Origin of the sequence: Paenibacillus sp. PSB04 (assembly GCF_025809195.1) — a bacterium.
GTDB classification, from domain to species: domain Bacteria; phylum Bacillota; class Bacilli; order Paenibacillales; family Paenibacillaceae; genus Paenibacillus_AQ; species Paenibacillus_AQ favisporus.
The window spans coordinates 3,748,129-3,763,264 of the sequence record NZ_CP081301.1; the positions used below are offsets into that span (position 1 = coordinate 3,748,129).

Below are 15,136 nucleotides of genomic sequence, written 5' to 3' on the forward strand. Positions count from 1 at the left end.
GTAAGCGGCGGTTAGAACGCCATTTTATACAGCGGCAGCAGCTGTTCAAAGGTGGAATGAATGACGGACATCAATTGGTCTCTGTCCTCCAACACGGGGTCCCCTTTTTCAATCCGGAGTCCGCACAGCACCTCGGATTTTTTGACGTTCTTCAGCTTGTCCGCCATTTTGGCGAAGTCTGCGGCCGTCATTTCAGACTGCGGGGTAAAGCCGGGATCCATATGGTCCATTGACCAATAGAACGTTTTTGGGAGCTTTTTGACAGCCGCGATTCCTTTCTTCCCTTCCAGATGATCGGCGAATACCGACTTGTTCGTGCTCTCGTAAATGATCGCAAAGATGATGAACAGATGCGTGCCGAACATGCCCACCTGAAAATGGGGGAGGGCTTTGTAGCCGCGTTTGTTGGCCGCCCAAGCCACCCAGGTATCGTTCGGCGGGTTTACCGTCCGGCGGGCATGCTTGGCCACGTGAACGAACATTTCCACTCCGCAGAGCGCGGACAGGAAGGGTACGATTTCGCTGCCTAATATTTCAAGTTTGGGGCGAACCCGCTCAATGAGCACTTCCATCCGGGGCTCCAGTCCCTCCACATTAAACACTTCAAAATCCTGCGCGTTAAATCCTGCAAACGGCATTCTTGCTGCCTCCTCCATCCAAATGCGTGTTGAATTTTTGTCCCATTATACCACAATCCGCGGCGGATCTTTAATTGGCAGGGCTTCCGGCCGGTCTTTTCCGTTTGATGCTGCGCCCTGTCGGGTAAAAATAGTCAATAAACCAAGTTACCGTTACATAGGATAAAGTATAAAATATAGCAAAGCTGTTTAGCCATCAGCTTGATAACGAAGCTGAAGAATCACCGGCCGATTCCAGCCCGCCGGTCTTAAGAAGCGGGAGAAGGAAATAGCCAAAGGCGGTCCAATTTTGAAGGAGGGAGTGCCGTGAATAAGAGCTATGAAGTGGAATACTGCAATTTGGAGCTTCGGTTTAACCGGCGGCATATTCAGGACCTGATCAAGGATTTGATTCAAGACGGCTATTCGTTGTACTGGAGCGAAAACGAAACCCTGTTCATCATCTCCGTCCGAACGGGGCGCAAACTCGTCAAGCTGCGGTTTAACCGGACGAAAAACGGTTATAAGATGGTTGGAGATTACACGATCCGGGACGCCAAGCTGGCGGAATGGATGGAGAAGCTGATCGAGGATACTCGCGGTCATGCGATCGTCAAACGTTTCAAGGACCGCCAAATTCTGATCGAGAGCATTCTATTCGGCGAGGTGATCCGGCTTGTCGAAATTTCAGGCTATCAGCAAAAAGTATTGTATCAGAAGGGTCCTTTTATGACGGAGCAGGAGATTTCCAAAATGTATTTCTCCAAAGAGGGCGACCTGCGCCTGCAGCTCCTGAGGCTTGAGCTGGATGACGAGCTGGAGCGCCTGTACGAGGCGATGCAGGCTGGAGATGCCGAAAAAGCGGAGAAAAGCAAGGAGAAGCTCGCCGCCTTGTCCAAGGATTTAATGATGCTTGAATGGTAACTTACCTTTTGTACGACAATAGAATGGAAGATCGTTCATAAACACCTCGGATGCGCTGCGGGGTGTTTTATCACGGGCAGCTGACTGCCGAACCCGGACTTCACTTTCACGCGTAAACACGTTAAAATAGGCTTGTTCTAAAATTTTCATCAAAAAATCGCAAAGAATGGAGAAAAAACATATGTCGAAACAACAAATTGGTGTCATCGGCCTTGCTGTCATGGGCAAAAATCTGGCACTCAACATTGAGAGCAGAGGCTTCACCGTTTCCGTGTTTAACCGCTCTCCAGAAAAAACGCATGATCTTTTGAAGGAAGCCGAAGGAAAAAATCTGACGGGGACTTTCTCGATTGAGGAATTTGTGAACTCGCTGGAAACACCGCGAAAAATTTTAATTATGGTACAAGCCGGCAAGGCGACCGACGCCACGATCGAGCAGCTGGTGCCTCACTTGGACGAAGGGGACATCATCATCGACGGAGGCAACGCGTACTTCCCGGATACACAGCGCCGCAGCGCGGAGCTGGAAGCAAAAGGACTGCGCTTTATCGGGACAGGCGTATCCGGCGGGGAAGAGGGAGCTCTGAAGGGACCTTCCATTATGCCTGGGGGACAAAGAAGCGCCTACGAACTGGTGGAACCGATTCTGACGGCGATTTCCGCCAAAGTGAACGGGGAGCCTTGCTGTACATATATCGGACCGGACGGTGCCGGACATTACGTAAAAATGGTGCATAACGGCATCGAATACGGCGACATGCAGCTGATCTGTGAAGCTTACCAGCTTCTGAAGGATACGCTGGATTTGAGCGCCGAAGAACTGCATGAAATTTTCTCCGACTGGAACAAGGGCGAGCTCGACAGCTACCTGATCGAAATTACGGCCGATATTTTCGCGCAAAAGGATCCGGAGACGGGCAAACCGATGGTGGACGTTATTTTGGACTCAGCCGGCCAAAAAGGCACGGGCAAGTGGACAAGCCAAAGCTCCCTGGATTTGGGCGTGCCGCTGTCCATGATTACGGAATCCGTATTCTCCCGCTTCCTGTCGGCCATGAAGGAAGAACGCGTAGAAGCGAGCAAAATTTTGAACGGCCCGAAAAAAGCACCGTTCCAAGGAGACAAAGCCGAGTTTATCGAGAACGTCCGCAAGGCGCTGTTTGCAAGTAAAATCGTATCCTACGCCCAAGGCTTCGCGCAGCTGCGCGTCGCTTCCGACGAGTACGGCTGGGATCTGCAGTACGGCAACCTGGCGAAAATCTGGCGCGGCGGCTGCATTATCCGCTCCCGCTTCCTGCAGAACATCACCGACGCCTACGAGAAAGATCCAGGCCTGAAAAACCTGCTTCTGGATCCGTTCTTCAAGGACATCATCGAGAACTACCAGGAAGCATGGCGTACGACGGTAGCGACGGCCGTGGCTCAAGGCGTTCCGGTTCCCGGCTTTGCCAGCGCCCTGGCCTATTTCGACAGCTACCGCACGGAGCGGCTGCCGGCGAACCTGCTTCAGGCGCAGCGCGATTACTTCGGGGCCCACACGTTCAAGCGCGTGGACAAGGAAGGCGTCTTCCATCACAACTGGATTCAGGAGTAATCGTTACTTGGGGGAGCCGCTTCGTTTTCTCCGTTCTGGAAAAGACCGTGCATCGCCTCCAGCAGGCAGACGCGGATTCTTTCGTTGTCGAGCCCCTGGGCAGATGACCGGCTGAGCAGGAGGACGGCGGCCTCGCCGAAATATTGAAAATTGCGCATTAGACGTGGCTTGGGAAGCTCCAGCAGGGCTGGATCTTTCTGGGCCACTTTTTTTTGGACGTAATGAAGCACCCAGAGCAGATCGTCCCGGCACAAAATGTGCTGGGGATCGAAAATTTGCTCTATCCGTTTGGGGCCTCCTAGTAAAGGGCTATGGGAATCATGCATGGCTCCTCTCGACCACTCCTCATATTCTACTGGTTATCAAGTTGATGTATGTATATGATAGAGTTCCTGCAAATAGACTTGCAGGTGAAGGACGGCATTGTCGAAAGTTTTTGGCCTGTGTTATGATATGTAGCAAGTAACGGCATGGGCAGCAGCAAGTGCAAAAAGGGGTGTTCTATTGAACCGGACTAAACAAAATATTATCTTGATCGGTATGATGGGCACGGGCAAGTCAACCGTCGGCGATCTGCTGGCTATGGAGCTCGGATACCGGCTGATCGATCTGGATGCCGCCGTCGTGGAAAAGGCCGGCATGACGATCCCGGAGATCTTCGAGCGGCATGGCGAGCCGCATTTCCGCGAGCTCGAGAACGAGACGCTGCGGCAGGTGCTCGACTCCGGAGAAGGAGTGATCGTCGCGACGGGAGGCGGCGCGGTGCTGCGCCCGGACAACTGCGAGCTGATGCTGCAGGGCGGTCTTGTCGTGGCGCTTACCGCGAATGCGGAGCATATTATTGCCAGGGTCCAGGGGGACCGGAACCGGCCGCTGCTTGCGGGCAATGCGGAGGAGCGGGTGAGAGCGCTGCTTGAGGAGCGGAGAGACGCATATCGCTTTGCCCACTGCACGGTGGACACATCGGGCCTTGCGGCGGAAGAAGTCATGCGTGCAATTTTAGCGCATTACCGCGTCTAAGCTTATCTCTGTGAAAAAGCAGCAGCCTGACCGGGGTCAAGCTGCTGCTTCAGTAGCTTAGGTTGCGGAAGGGCATCCAAGCCATAACTTCCCTTTGTGGGGATGAGGTTTCCGGGTGCTCCCCGCAAAGTACCTGAATAGGCATCGAAGCAAAAGCTTCACTTTGTGGGGATTATTCTTCTTCTTCCTCGTTCCATTGAAGCATGCCGCCGACCATGTTGACGCAGTCGATGCCGTGCTGCGACAGGTACTGGCAGGCGCGCATGCTGCGGCCGCCGCTGCGGCAGATCATGATGACTTCGCCGTCTCTCGGGATTTCGTCCAGACGGGCGGGGATTTCACCCAGCGGGATATGCTTGGCGCCGCTGATCATGCCCTGGGCCACTTCATCGTCCTCACGGACGTCGATCATCTGCAGGGACTCGCCGGCAAGCAGGCGGCGTCTCACCTCAGAAGGCTCTATTTCACGAAACATTGACAATGTTAAAACCTCTTTTCGACTGTAATCATACTGTTCATCACCTATGATAACCAAGCAGTAAATCGGCTGTCAATCCGGACAGACCCGCGGGAAGAGCCATACTACCGACTAGTGCAAAGGAGATTACACATGGACATGATCGTACATCCGACTCCCCGGCTGAGCGGGGAAATCGGAGCTCTCTCATCCAAAAACTATACGACCCGCTACCTGCTGGTGGCGGCGCTGGCCGAAGGGACAAGCACGGTATACTTCCCGGCTCACAGCGAGGATAGCGACGCCATGCGCCGCTGTATCCAGGACCTCGGCGCCAGGCTCGTCGAAGACGACGAGAAGGCCGTCATTACCGGCTTCGGTAGGCATCCGCGTGACGTCAAGGAGCTGAACGTCGGCAATGCCGGCGCGGTGCTGCGCTTCCTGATGGGGACCGCCGCCCTCTGCCCGGAGGTGACGTTCGTCAATACGTATCCGGACTCGCTGGGCAAGCGCCCGCACGACGACCTGATCACCGCGCTTGAGCAAATCGGCGTGCAGGTGGAGCACAACAACGGGCGCCTGCCGATCACGATTCGAGGCGGGCAGGCGAAAGGCGGCCGAATTACGGTATCGGGCGAAGTAAGCTCGCAGTACTTGAGCTCTCTGCTGTTCCTGACGCCGCTGCTGGCGGAGGACAGCGAGATTGAGGTGACGGGCGACCTGAAATCGAAAGTCGTCATCGGTCAGACGCTGGAAGTGCTGGAGCAGGCAGGGATCGTCATTCATGCCAGCGACGACTACACGCATTTCCGCGTTCCCGGCAACCAGTCCTATCAGGCGAAAACCTATACCGTTCAGGGCGACTACCCCGGATCGGCGGCGGTGCTGGCCGCGGCAGCGGTCACGGAATCGGACGTGCTGATCAAGCGCCTGCCTGTGCAGAGCAAGCAGGGAGAGCGCGCGGTTGTCGACGTGCTTCAGATGATGCAGACTCCCCTGACGCATGAGAACGACGAAGTTCATGTTCGCGGCAACGGGAAGCTCAAAGCCGTCGAGTTTGACGGGGACGCAGCCACGGATGCCGTGCTGGCCATGGTGGCGGCTGCCGTGTTTGCGGAAGGAACCTCCCGCTTCTATAACGTGGAAAATTTGCGCTACAAGGAATGCGACCGCATCACCGATTACCTGGCTGAGCTGCGCAAAGCCGGGGCCAACGTGGAGGAGCGCCAGGCGGAGATCATCGTCCACGGGCGGCCGGAAGGGGTCGAGGGGGGCGTCGAGATCAACGCCCATTACGACCACCGGGTCATTATGGCGCTGACCATCGTCGGCCTGCGCTCCAAGCAGCCGCTGCGGATCAAGGACGCGCACCACGTCGCCAAATCGTATCCGCAGTTCTTCGACCATATGAAGGCGCTTGGCGCCCAGGTGGAATGGGTAAAGTAACTCATAAGTTATATAAGTTCAGGTAAATCCGATTCTTGAAGAAAATAGAGCAAAGGCGGGATGAACGATGTCATTTGAAAATCCGACCCGGGAAGAAATCAAGGAAATTCTGGAGCAGGCCGGCAACATTGCGGTCGTCGGCCTGTCCGACAAGCCGGACCGCACTTCTTATATGATTGCGGAAGCGATGCAGCAGCGCGGCTACCGAATCATTCCCGTGAACCCGACCGTTCAGGGAACCATCCTTGGCGAAACGGTCTACGCCTCGCTGAAAGACATTCCCGAACCCGTTGATATTGTCGATGTGTTCCGGCGCAGCGAATACTGCGCGGACGTGGCCAGGGAGGCTGCCGACATCGGCGCGCGGGTACTGTGGCTGCAGCTCGGCGTTGTCAGCGATGAAGCCGCCAGCATCGGCGAAGAAAACGGCATGCGGGTCATTATGGACCGCTGCATCAAGGTGGAGGACTCCGTAACCCGGCCGAACCGTCCCGGCCAAAAGAACGGATAATACCTTCACTGAATACGAGGCAAGACAGGGCCGTGCAGAGCAATCTGCAGGTCCTTTTTTCTTTTTGACAAAAAGTTGAACAACGCGTACCATTTTAAATATGTGTGTGTGTTGAGAGGAGAGTGCATGTCTTGAACTGGCTTGGATCGCTGCAGCAGCTCGGCAGAGCAGTGATGCTGCCTACGATGGTTCTGCCGTCGGCCGCCATACTGCTGTGTGTCGGCAGTCTGCCATGGGCAGCCTGGGGGCTGCCGGGCGTCGCAGAGGTGTGCACTTGGGCAGGACAGGGTATTTTTTATTTCCTCCCGTATCTGTTTGCGGTAGGAGTGGCCTGGGGACTGGCGAACCAGGCGGGACCGGCTGGCCTTGGGGCTCTGGCCGGGATGTTTATCTATGATCAAATTACGAGGCATCTGGGTAATGGTGGCATTCAGCCTTCCACGCTGATCGGCATCATTTTCGGCATGATCGCCGGCTCTGCCTATAACCGGTATAAACATATCAAGCTGCCTGAGATTGTCCAGTTTTTTGGCGGCTCGCGCTTCGTGCTTTTGTTTATGGGGCTGTTCTCCGCCTTGTTTTCGTGGGTAATGGTCTTCATCGCTCCGCTGCTGCAGAAGGCGCTGAACGAGCTGACCATGCTCATGGCGCATATGGGCGGATTCGGTCTGTTTTTATACGGCATTTTGTACCGGATCCTGACGGCGTTCGGCCTTCATCATCTGCTCAACAATGTTTTCTGGTTCCAGCTGGGAACTTACAAAACCCCGTCGGGCAGCATCGTGCAGGGGGATTTGCCGCGTTATTTTGCGGGGGATCCGACCGCCGGTACATTCATGGCCGGACTTTTCCCAATTATGATGTTCGCACTGCCGGGCATCGCCTTGGCGATCATCCAGGAAGCGCGGGAAGACCTGAAGCCGAAGGTCAAGAAGACGTTTTTGACGGCGGCCTTGGTCTGCTTTTTGACCGGGGTGTCCGAACAGATCGAGTTTGCCTTCTTGTTCGCAGCGCCTTATTTGTTCATCCTGCATTCGATCCTGTCGGGGATCGCGATGTGGATTACGTATGCGCTCGATATTCATCACGGGTTTTCCTATTCCGCAGGGGCGATCGATTATCTGCTGAACTTCCATCTGTCGCATAACGCGCTTCTGATAATTCCGATCGGGCTCGGATACGGCCTTATGTACTATTTTCTGTTCCGCTGGGCCATTCGGCGGTTTCAGATTCCGACTCCCGGACGCGAGGAAGGCTCCACGCTGGAGGACTGGGCAGGCAACATCCCTTATCAGGCGCCGCTCATTCTGGAAGCGCTCGGGGGCAAGGACAACATCGTTCAGGTGGAATCCTGCATCACCCGGCTGCGGCTGACGGTCAAGAACGACCGCATGATCGACAGCAATGCGCTGAAGCTGCTCGGCTCCGCGGGGCTGATCAAGCTCGGCGGCGGCAATGTGCAGGTCGTATTCGGCACCTATTCGGAGCTGATCCGCGAGGAAGTGAACAAGCTGCTGCACCGGGATTTGCCGCAGGTGCTGTTCAGCGCGCCGGTCCAAGGGAAAATGATCCCGATCGAAGAAGTGCCCGATCATATTTTCGCCGCGAAGCTGGTGGGAGACGGGGTGGCGTTCATGCCGGAGAAAGGAGAGCTCGTGTCTCCGGTATACGGGACGATCATGCACCTGTACCCGACGATGCATGCCATCGGGATCTCGACACCGGAAGGGCTCGAGGTGCTGCTTCACATCGGCATCGATACGTCCCAGCTCAAGGGCGGGCATTTTACTGCGGTCGTACAAGAAGGAGACGCGGTGGAGCCCGGCCAGCTGCTGGTTAAATTTGATATCAACTATATCCGAAGTCATGCTTCATCGCTTGCCACGCCGATGGTGATCACCAACCCGGACCGCGTTAAGTCATGGAGCTTCGCTCCGTTCAAAGCCGTCAAGAAGGGGCAGACGTCGGTTATGTCCGTAGTATTACACGACAGAAATGTTGGAGGTTTGGAATCATGATACAAGGCATCGGTGCATCTGCCGGGGTAGCGATTGGAAAAGCATTTGTACTGCCGAACTGGGAATGGGACCTGCCCGAGACCGGGATCGACGCAGTAGATCTGGCCAACGAATTTGAACGGCTGTATGAGGGGATACGCACCTCCAAAAATGAGATTGAGTTTATTAAAAACGAGTTCAGGGATATGGTCGGGGAAGAGGAGTCGAGCATTTTTGACGCCCATTTGGCCATCCTGGACGATCCGGTGTTCATGAATGAAATCCAGGGCGTTATTGAGCGCCAGTATAAAGCGGCCGAGGTCGCGGTAAAAGAGGCGATCGATCATTTCGTCACGATGTTCGACCTGCTGGATGACGAATACATGAAGGAGCGGGCGATGGACATCAAGGATGTCGGCAACCGCCTGCTCAAGCATCTGCTCGGCGCACCGGAGATTACGCTGCCTGCGGATACCCAGCCGTATATCCTCGTGGCCAAGGAGCTGTCCCCGTCCCAGCTGGCGCATTTGAATCCTTCCCACGTACTCGGCATCGTGACGATGGTCGGCGGGAAGACGTCCCATTCGGCCATTATGGCACGGGCTCTCGGTATCCCGCTCGTTGCGGGGCTGGAGAACAAGCTGAAGGATCCGATCCAGACCGGGGATTTGCTGGTCATTGACGGGGACACCGGGGCGCTGTATCTCAATCCGGACGATACGCTCGTGGAAGAATATGTGCGGATCCGGGAGCGCCAGCTGGCGAAGAAGGAGCAGCTGGAGCTGCTGGCTGCCGTCGAAGCGATCACGAAGGACGGCTGCGAGCTTCACCTGGCCGCGAACATCAGCTCCGCCAAAGAAGTGGAATCGGCCTTGAAATACGGCGCCAATGGCGTAGGGCTGTTCCGGACGGAATTTTTGTACATGGACCGCAGCACGTTTCCGAGCGAAGAAGAACAGTTTGAGGTGTACCGCCAGGTAGCCCAGCAAGTGGGTGAGCTTGGGGCGGTGATCCGCACGCTCGACATCGGCGGCGATAAGCAGCTGGATTATTTTGCGCTGCCGGATGAGGATAACCCGGTTCTAGGCTACCGGGCGATCCGGATCAGCCTTGACCGCCAGGAGCTTTTTCAGACGCAGCTGACCGCTATTCTTCGGGCGAGCGCGTTCGGCAGGGTGAAAATTATGTACCCGATGATTTCATCGGTCGACGAAATCAGACAAGCCAATGAAGTGCTGCATCGGGCCATGGCCGATCTTGACGCAAGGGGCATCGCTTACGATAAGGACATCCCGGTCGGTATCATGATCGAGATTCCCGCCGCGGTCATCATCGCCGATCTGCTCGCGGAAGAATGCGACTTTTTCAGCATCGGCACGAACGATCTGGTGCAGTACGTATTGGCTGTTGACCGGATGAACGAGCAGATCGCCCATATGTATCATCCGTTCCATCCGGCGATTCTGCGGATGCTGCGCACGACGGTGGAAGCCGCGCACCGGGCGGGCATTCCCGTCAGCGTGTGCGGCGAAATGGCCGGCGATGAACGCTCGGTACCGATCTGGCTGGAGCTGGGCGTGGACCATCTGAGCATGTCGATCCAGTCCCTGCTGAAGCTGAAGCATCGGATACTTAACACGACGGCTTCCGATGCGAAGCGGACGGCGCAGACATGCTACCAGTTGAAGAGCAGCGTCGAAATCGAACGCCTGCTGACCGAATTTGCCGAGCCTGCCTGCGCAAATAACGAAAGCGTAAATCAGCCTCGGGGCGAAAAGGGCAGCAACGCTTCCTGACCGCCTGCCTGCCCCTGCCGTCTAAATACAGAAAAGAGCCCGCCGATCCACCAAGTGGACGGTCAGGCTCTTTTTTTTGACCCGGCTGACTGCCTTTGGCCTGCTGCTTATTGCCCCGCAAGCGCATCGCAAAAGGCTTTGCCGTAAGGCGGAAGATCCGGCGGACGGCGAGCGGACACGATATGTCCGTCAGTGACAACCGCCTCGTCCTTCCAGATCGCGCCGGCGTTCTCCATGTCGTCCCGGATGCCCGGAGTGGAGGTCACGGTAACGCCCTGCAAAATTTTAGCCGAGACCAGCACCCAGCCTGCATGGCAGATTTGCCCAATAGGCTTGCGGTCCTCGTGCATTTCCTGCACCAGCTGCAGCACCTTTCCGTAACGGCGCAGCTTGTCCGGCGCCCAGCCCCCGGGCACCAAAATGCCGTCGTAATCCCGGCTGTCCACTTCTTCAAACGAATAGTCCGATACGGCAGGAACGCCATATTTGCCGATGTAGGAATGTCCCTTCTTGTCCCCGACCAGGTGCACCTCGGCGCCTTCCTCCCTCACCCGGTATACGGGATACCACAGCTCCAAGTCTTCAAACTGGTCATCGACGAGCGCAATGACCTTCTTTCCGGCTAATCTCATGTTCAGCATGCTCCCTCCTGAGTAAATGTCCTTATGTTTCCAGTGTAACAAAAATGAATAGAACAATCATGCTTTACAAGAAAGGGATGGGCCGTTTGGTAAATAAAACAGGTGGGCTGGAGAGGAAGGAATCCAGCGCGGGCAGGGCGAATACGAAGGGGAACGATGATTTTTACAATGACTATATAAAGATGTAAAAAGATATATGGGGTGGAAATATGGGATCAAAATGTAAATGTGGGGAAGTCCTTAGACTTGACCTCCGCACGGTGATGTATACCCGTAATGTAATCATACGGCATGTTCCGGTGCTTGCTTGTGACGATTGTTCGAATTATGAGCTGCTGCCATGCATGAGACCGGTGCTGAAGAAATGCGTCGAGACGCTCGGGGAGCGTCCTTCCCGTCGAAGCTTTTCTTTGGCAGACCACCATGAGCTGGCAGGAATGGTTCGCGAGGTGTTCCTACGTCCCGACAGCTTGTCCCGCGAAGATTTGGAGCTGCAGATTGAAACCGAGGTCAGGGACCGTATCAACCTGCTTCTGGACTTATACAGCTTTGCCGAACAGACTGAGGACCACGAGTGGGTGGAAAATATCCGGGAGCGGCTGTCCCAGCTGTCGGCGATGCTGCCTGAATTGAACCAATTTTACGCCTGATTTACGTTTTACTGCATTTTTTCGGGTTTTTCGCTAGGTATGTTGGATTTTTCACGAGCTTTTTGATACGATAGATTCAGGATTTGAATCGAAAAAAGGGGATGTATATCAAATGGCGACAATGACTAAACTGACTACTAGCGATCAGCTGCAATCCGCATTGGAAGCCTCCACAGATAAGCCTCTGCTGCTGTTTAAGCACAGTACACGCTGCCCGATCAGCGCCGGTGCGTATCGGGAAATGATGTCTTACTTGGAAGATCAGCCGAATGAAGCCGTACAGTATGGTCTGATCCATGTTGTCGAAGACCGTCCGGTATCGATGGAAGCGGCGGATCGTCTTGGGGTGCAGCATGAATCGCCTCAGGTTATTCTGGTTCAAAATCAGGCGCCCATCTGGCATACGTCTCATTCTCATATTACTTCTGAAGTGATTAAAGAGCATTTGCAACAGCTGTAAGTGTAATCATTGCACAATGCAAAATTTTGTCGTATCATTGAGTTTAATGGGTTGACGAATGAAAATTTATTTGCAATGGAGAGAAGGAATTTGACGGTAACCATTTACGATGTGGCGCGTGAAGCAGGCGTATCGATGGCCACGGTATCGCGGGTTGTCAACAACAATCCGAACGTGAAGCCTCAGACCCGGAAGAAAGTATATGAAGCAATTGAACGTTTAGGATATCGTCCGAACGCGGTGGCAAGAGGACTTGCCAGCAAGAAAACGACAACCGTGGGTGTCGTGATTCCGGACATATCCAACTCCATTTTTGCGGAGATCGCCCGGGGTATCGAAGATATCGCCAATATGTACCACTACAATATCATTTTGTGTAACGCTGACAAGAGAAAAGACAAGGAAATTCGCGTCATCAACACGCTGCTTGAGAAGCAGGTGGACGGGCTGCTCTTCATGGGCGGAACCGTAACGGACGAGCATATTCAGGCCTTCCAGACTTCGGCTGTGCCGATCGTGCTCTGTGCGACGCGCGACGAGAACGGCATTTATCCTTCCGTGGATATCGATCATGAGGCGGCCGCCTTTGACGCGGTAAATACGCTGATTCGTCACGGTCACCGGGACATCGCCATGATCAGCGGAACGCTCCAGGACCCGGCGAACGGCTATGCCCGTTTCCAAGGCTACAAGAGAGCGCTGGAAGCTGCCGGCATCGAGTATCAGGAAGACCTGGTTCGCATCGGCAACTACCGGTACGAGTCCGGTGTGGAAGCGATGAAGTATTTCCTCGGGCTGAAGAAGAAGCCTACGGCGATCTTTGCGGCCACCGACGAGATGGCGATCGGCGCCATTCACAGCATTCAAGACGAAGGTCTGAAGGTCCCCGATGACTTCTCGATCATCAGTGTGGATAACATCCGCATGGCTTCGATGGTTCGTCCGCAACTGACGACTGTAGCGCAGCCGATGTACGATTTGGGTGCGGTAGCGATGCGTCTCTTGACCAAGCTGATGAAGAAAGAAAATGTGGACAACCCTCGGGTCATTCTTCCTCACGAAACGATTTTGCGGCTCTCCGTAAGTCATGTGAACGAGGAATAAATAGACATATCCAAATATGAAAAAGGTTGAATACTCGTGAAAAAAGCTCCTTCAGGGAGCTTTTTTTGGGATGTGCGGCTATTAACAGGTACGATGCGGCCATGTGCTTGTCTTCATAGCCATTTAAGTCCTAATCGTCTGAAATCATATTTTTGCACAAAAATAGCATCATCGAGAACTGACCGCTTGAAAGGATTGGAGATGACATGCCAGAAATGATAGGAATCATCGGAGCCATGGATGAGGAAGTGGAACTGCTCCTTGCCGGGATGGAAGGGGCGGAGACGGTTACGAAAGCGGGCGTCAAATATGCCCGGGGTACATACAGAGGCAAGCCGGTTATCGTTTGCAAATCCGGCGTGGGCAAAGTCAATGCGGCGGTAACGACGCAAATTTTGATCGACCAGTTTGGCGTCGGCAAAGTGCTGTTTACCGGTGTGGCCGGAGCCGTTCATCCGGAACTGAACATCGGCGATATCGTCATTTCGTCGGACTGCGTGCAGCATGATATGGATGTCAGCCCGCTCGGATATGCACGTGGCGTAATCCCTTACCAGGAAGTATCGGAGTTCAAGGCGGACGCAAGTCTCATCGCTTTGGCGCAGGAAGCTTGCCAGGCTCTCGGAGAGGTCAACTGCAAGGTGGGACGTGTTCTCTCGGGGGACCAGTTTATCGCGAACGTCGATCAGGTATCCTGGTTTTATGAGCATATGGAAGGAGCCTGCGTCGAAATGGAAGGCTCTGCCGTAGCCCAAGTCTGCTATATGAACGGCGTGCCGTTTGTTGTGATCCGGTCGATGTCCGACAAGGCCGACGGTTCGGCACATGCCAATTTTGCTGAATTTACGGTGGCGTCGTCACGCCGCTCCCATGCGATTTTGGATTACATGGTGCAGCGGTTGTAGTCGGCGGCTCGACAAGCATCGAAACGATTGGAATCTAACTAAAAATCCCCAGTCCCTTGAAGAGAGGATGGAGCCTCACGATGATCGGCTCGCTTCGTCTCTCTTCCGGGAGACCGGGGATTTTTTCGGCTTGTCCGGCATATGGCAAAGGCCATCTCCGAAACATTGTGTATATGGTTAATACATAAATCGCTGCTGGAAACGGATCCGGTCAAACTGTTCCTTTGAGGATAGCGGAACGTCCCGACCGATGCGGACCATAAGGCAGTTGGCCGGATGGGAACAGATCTCCGGATCGTCGGTGGCGTACCATACCATGTCCACGACTTTCATCAGCCGTTCCATCATTTTGCGATAGTCCCATACGCTGAGGCCGCTGGTTTTGAGGTCCCAATGCCAATAATACTCGGTCGTAAAGACAATATAGGGTTCCATTTGGCCGCCTTCAAAAGCGGTTGTGATCATTTTCTGCCCGAGTCCCAGCGAACGGTAGCTGTTGGCCACCTCAATCGCTCCCAGCTCGATCAGGTCGGCCATATGGCCCTGCGACCAGCGTTCCTGCTCGTCCGGGTAATGGAAGGTGACATAGCCGACGATCACGTTTTCATCCCGGGTAATGATGATTCTCCCTTCCGGAAGGCCGGCGATTTCGATCAACGCCTTGTGCTGCTCGGCCGGCCTGCGGAAAGCGTCGAGATCCGGATGCATCGTAAGCTCCGCGAGTCTTCCCGGCGGTACGGGACCTTCGACAATCAGGCAGCGGTCCTCGCGGGACAGCGGATGGACATGATACAGTTTGTGGTGTTCCATCTGGACGCTCCTTTCTGCTTCTAACCTACTTATAGCAAAAAAACAAATAAATGAAAAGGGAATGGCAGGGGCATACATCCTGTGCTATAATATCTCTGACATAAATTAGTCACATTTTTTGCTGTTTCCGTAAGTGCTTAACCTGTATGCTATACCCTTTCAGCAATCATTCAAAACTCTCGTAAATCAAGTCATGATGTGTAT

Annotated in this window: 16 protein-coding genes; 11 read left to right on the forward strand and 5 right to left on the reverse strand. The window is 54.4% G+C overall.

Translation table 11 applies throughout. The annotated features are described in order from the left end of the window. Positions 1 to 11: 11 nt before the first annotated feature. Positions 12 to 638 carry a DUF1054 domain-containing protein gene (locus tag K2F33_RS17295; RefSeq protein ID WP_263878038.1) on the reverse strand — a complete coding sequence of 209 codons (627 nt, stop codon included), beginning with the start codon at positions 636 to 638 and terminating at the stop codon, positions 12 to 14. A 306-nt stretch (positions 639 to 944) separates the two neighbouring features. Between K2F33_RS17295 and K2F33_RS17300 the strand changes: the two genes are divergently transcribed. Then, on the forward strand, positions 945 to 1,541 hold the full coding sequence (locus tag K2F33_RS17300) for a hypothetical protein (protein ID WP_076169896.1): 597 nt from the start codon (positions 945 to 947) through the stop codon (positions 1,539 to 1,541). A gap of 181 nt (positions 1,542 to 1,722) precedes the next feature. Then, on the forward strand, positions 1,723 to 3,135 hold the full coding sequence (gene gndA, locus K2F33_RS17305; RefSeq protein ID WP_076169897.1) for an NADP-dependent phosphogluconate dehydrogenase: 1,413 nt from the start codon (positions 1,723 to 1,725) through the stop codon (positions 3,133 to 3,135). On the opposite strand, the gene K2F33_RS17310 is transcribed toward gndA, so the two are convergent. Continuing rightward, positions 3,126 to 3,461, reverse strand: coding sequence for a hypothetical protein (locus tag K2F33_RS17310; RefSeq protein WP_163879480.1), 336 nt, complete (start codon positions 3,459 to 3,461; stop codon positions 3,126 to 3,128). The two genes, gndA and K2F33_RS17310, sit on opposite strands and share 10 nt — an antisense overlap. A gap of 178 nt (positions 3,462 to 3,639) precedes the next feature. Here K2F33_RS17310 and K2F33_RS17315 point away from each other — a divergent pair, with 178 nt between their 5' ends. After that, on the forward strand, positions 3,640 to 4,155 hold the full coding sequence (locus K2F33_RS17315; protein ID WP_263878043.1) for a shikimate kinase: 516 nt from the start codon (positions 3,640 to 3,642) through the stop codon (positions 4,153 to 4,155). 172 nt (positions 4,156 to 4,327) lie between these two features. Here the strand turns inward: K2F33_RS17315 and K2F33_RS17320 are convergent, their stop codons facing one another. Beyond that, positions 4,328 to 4,630 carry a rhodanese-like domain-containing protein gene (locus tag K2F33_RS17320; protein ID WP_076169899.1) on the reverse strand — a complete coding sequence of 101 codons (303 nt, stop codon included), beginning with the start codon at positions 4,628 to 4,630 and terminating at the stop codon, positions 4,328 to 4,330. Positions 4,631 to 4,765: 135 nt separating this feature from the next. On the opposite strand from K2F33_RS17320, the gene aroA reads away from it, so the two are divergent. The 4 genes from aroA (at position 4,766) to ptsP (ending at position 10,362) form a co-directional block, all read left to right on the forward strand. After that, positions 4,766 to 6,058: a 3-phosphoshikimate 1-carboxyvinyltransferase gene (gene aroA, locus K2F33_RS17325; protein WP_263878044.1), complete on the forward strand. Its 1,293-nt coding sequence runs from the start codon at positions 4,766 to 4,768 to the stop codon at positions 6,056 to 6,058. A gap of 67 nt (positions 6,059 to 6,125) precedes the next feature. Further along, positions 6,126 to 6,569, forward strand: coding sequence for a CoA-binding protein (locus K2F33_RS17330; RefSeq protein ID WP_089548160.1), 444 nt, complete (start codon positions 6,126 to 6,128; stop codon positions 6,567 to 6,569). Positions 6,570 to 6,700: 131 nt separating this feature from the next. Next, positions 6,701 to 8,587: a glucose PTS transporter subunit IIA gene (locus K2F33_RS17335; RefSeq protein WP_076169902.1), complete on the forward strand. Its 1,887-nt coding sequence runs from the start codon at positions 6,701 to 6,703 to the stop codon at positions 8,585 to 8,587. After that, positions 8,584 to 10,362 (forward strand): phosphoenolpyruvate--protein phosphotransferase, encoded by a 1,779-nt coding sequence (ptsP, locus tag K2F33_RS17340; protein WP_145158242.1) that lies wholly within the window; start codon positions 8,584 to 8,586, stop codon positions 10,360 to 10,362. The genes K2F33_RS17335 and ptsP overlap by 4 nt, the downstream gene beginning before the upstream one ends. Positions 10,363 to 10,469: 107 nt before the next feature. On the opposite strand, the gene K2F33_RS17345 is transcribed toward ptsP, so the two are convergent. Next, positions 10,470 to 10,994 carry a type 1 glutamine amidotransferase domain-containing protein gene (locus tag K2F33_RS17345; RefSeq protein WP_212984422.1) on the reverse strand — a complete coding sequence of 175 codons (525 nt, stop codon included), beginning with the start codon at positions 10,992 to 10,994 and terminating at the stop codon, positions 10,470 to 10,472. Positions 10,995 to 11,347: 353 nt separating this feature from the next. On the opposite strand from K2F33_RS17345, the gene K2F33_RS17350 reads away from it, so the two are divergent. The 4 genes from K2F33_RS17350 (at position 11,348) to K2F33_RS17365 (ending at position 14,122) form a co-directional block, all read left to right on the forward strand. Further along, a complete protein-coding gene (locus K2F33_RS17350) occupies positions 11,348 to 11,653 on the forward strand; it encodes a hypothetical protein (protein WP_144025411.1) in 306 nt (101 codons plus the stop codon). A gap of 112 nt (positions 11,654 to 11,765) precedes the next feature. Continuing rightward, positions 11,766 to 12,113, forward strand: a complete 348-nt coding sequence (gene ytxJ, locus K2F33_RS17355; protein WP_076169905.1) for a bacillithiol system redox-active protein YtxJ — start codon at positions 11,766 to 11,768, stop codon at positions 12,111 to 12,113. 90 nt (positions 12,114 to 12,203) lie between these two features. Next, positions 12,204 to 13,217 carry a catabolite control protein A gene (ccpA, locus tag K2F33_RS17360; protein WP_076169906.1) on the forward strand — a complete coding sequence of 338 codons (1,014 nt, stop codon included), beginning with the start codon at positions 12,204 to 12,206 and terminating at the stop codon, positions 13,215 to 13,217. A gap of 206 nt (positions 13,218 to 13,423) precedes the next feature. Continuing rightward, positions 13,424 to 14,122 (forward strand): 5'-methylthioadenosine/adenosylhomocysteine nucleosidase, encoded by a 699-nt coding sequence (locus tag K2F33_RS17365; protein WP_089548157.1) that lies wholly within the window; start codon positions 13,424 to 13,426, stop codon positions 14,120 to 14,122. Between the two features lie 177 nt (positions 14,123 to 14,299). Here K2F33_RS17365 and K2F33_RS17370 read toward each other — a convergent pair whose 3' ends face one another. After that, positions 14,300 to 14,932, reverse strand: a complete 633-nt coding sequence (locus K2F33_RS17370) for a GNAT family N-acetyltransferase (RefSeq protein WP_263878056.1) — start codon at positions 14,930 to 14,932, stop codon at positions 14,300 to 14,302. Positions 14,933 to 15,136 lie beyond the last annotated feature (204 nt).

Excerpts from the sequence above, each read along its gene's own strand:
- K2F33_RS17295 (WP_263878038.1), bottom strand. The coding sequence starts at position 638 with ATGCCGTTTGCAGGATTTAACGCGCAGGATTTTGAAGTGTTTAATGTG.
- K2F33_RS17320 (WP_076169899.1), bottom strand. The coding sequence starts at position 4,630 with ATGTTTCGTGAAATAGAGCCTTCTGAGGTGAGACGCCGCCTGCTTGCC.
- gndA (WP_076169897.1), top strand. The coding sequence starts at position 1,723 with ATGTCGAAACAACAAATTGGTGTCATCGGCCTTGCTGTCATGGGCAAA.
- K2F33_RS17345 (WP_212984422.1), bottom strand. The coding sequence starts at position 10,994 with ATGAGATTAGCCGGAAAGAAGGTCATTGCGCTCGTCGATGACCAGTTT.
- K2F33_RS17310 (WP_163879480.1), bottom strand. The coding sequence starts at position 3,461 with ATGCATGATTCCCATAGCCCTTTACTAGGAGGCCCCAAACGGATAGAG.
- ptsP (WP_145158242.1), top strand. The coding sequence starts at position 8,584 with ATGATACAAGGCATCGGTGCATCTGCCGGGGTAGCGATTGGAAAAGCA.
- K2F33_RS17370 (WP_263878056.1), bottom strand. The coding sequence starts at position 14,932 with ATGGAACACCACAAACTGTATCATGTCCATCCGCTGTCCCGCGAGGAC.
- aroA (WP_263878044.1), top strand. The coding sequence starts at position 4,766 with ATGGACATGATCGTACATCCGACTCCCCGGCTGAGCGGGGAAATCGGA.
- K2F33_RS17350 (WP_144025411.1), top strand. The coding sequence starts at position 11,348 with ATGAGACCGGTGCTGAAGAAATGCGTCGAGACGCTCGGGGAGCGTCCT.
- ytxJ (WP_076169905.1), top strand. The coding sequence starts at position 11,766 with ATGGCGACAATGACTAAACTGACTACTAGCGATCAGCTGCAATCCGCA.
- K2F33_RS17330 (WP_089548160.1), top strand. The coding sequence starts at position 6,126 with ATGTCATTTGAAAATCCGACCCGGGAAGAAATCAAGGAAATTCTGGAG.
- K2F33_RS17365 (WP_089548157.1), top strand. The coding sequence starts at position 13,424 with ATGCCAGAAATGATAGGAATCATCGGAGCCATGGATGAGGAAGTGGAA.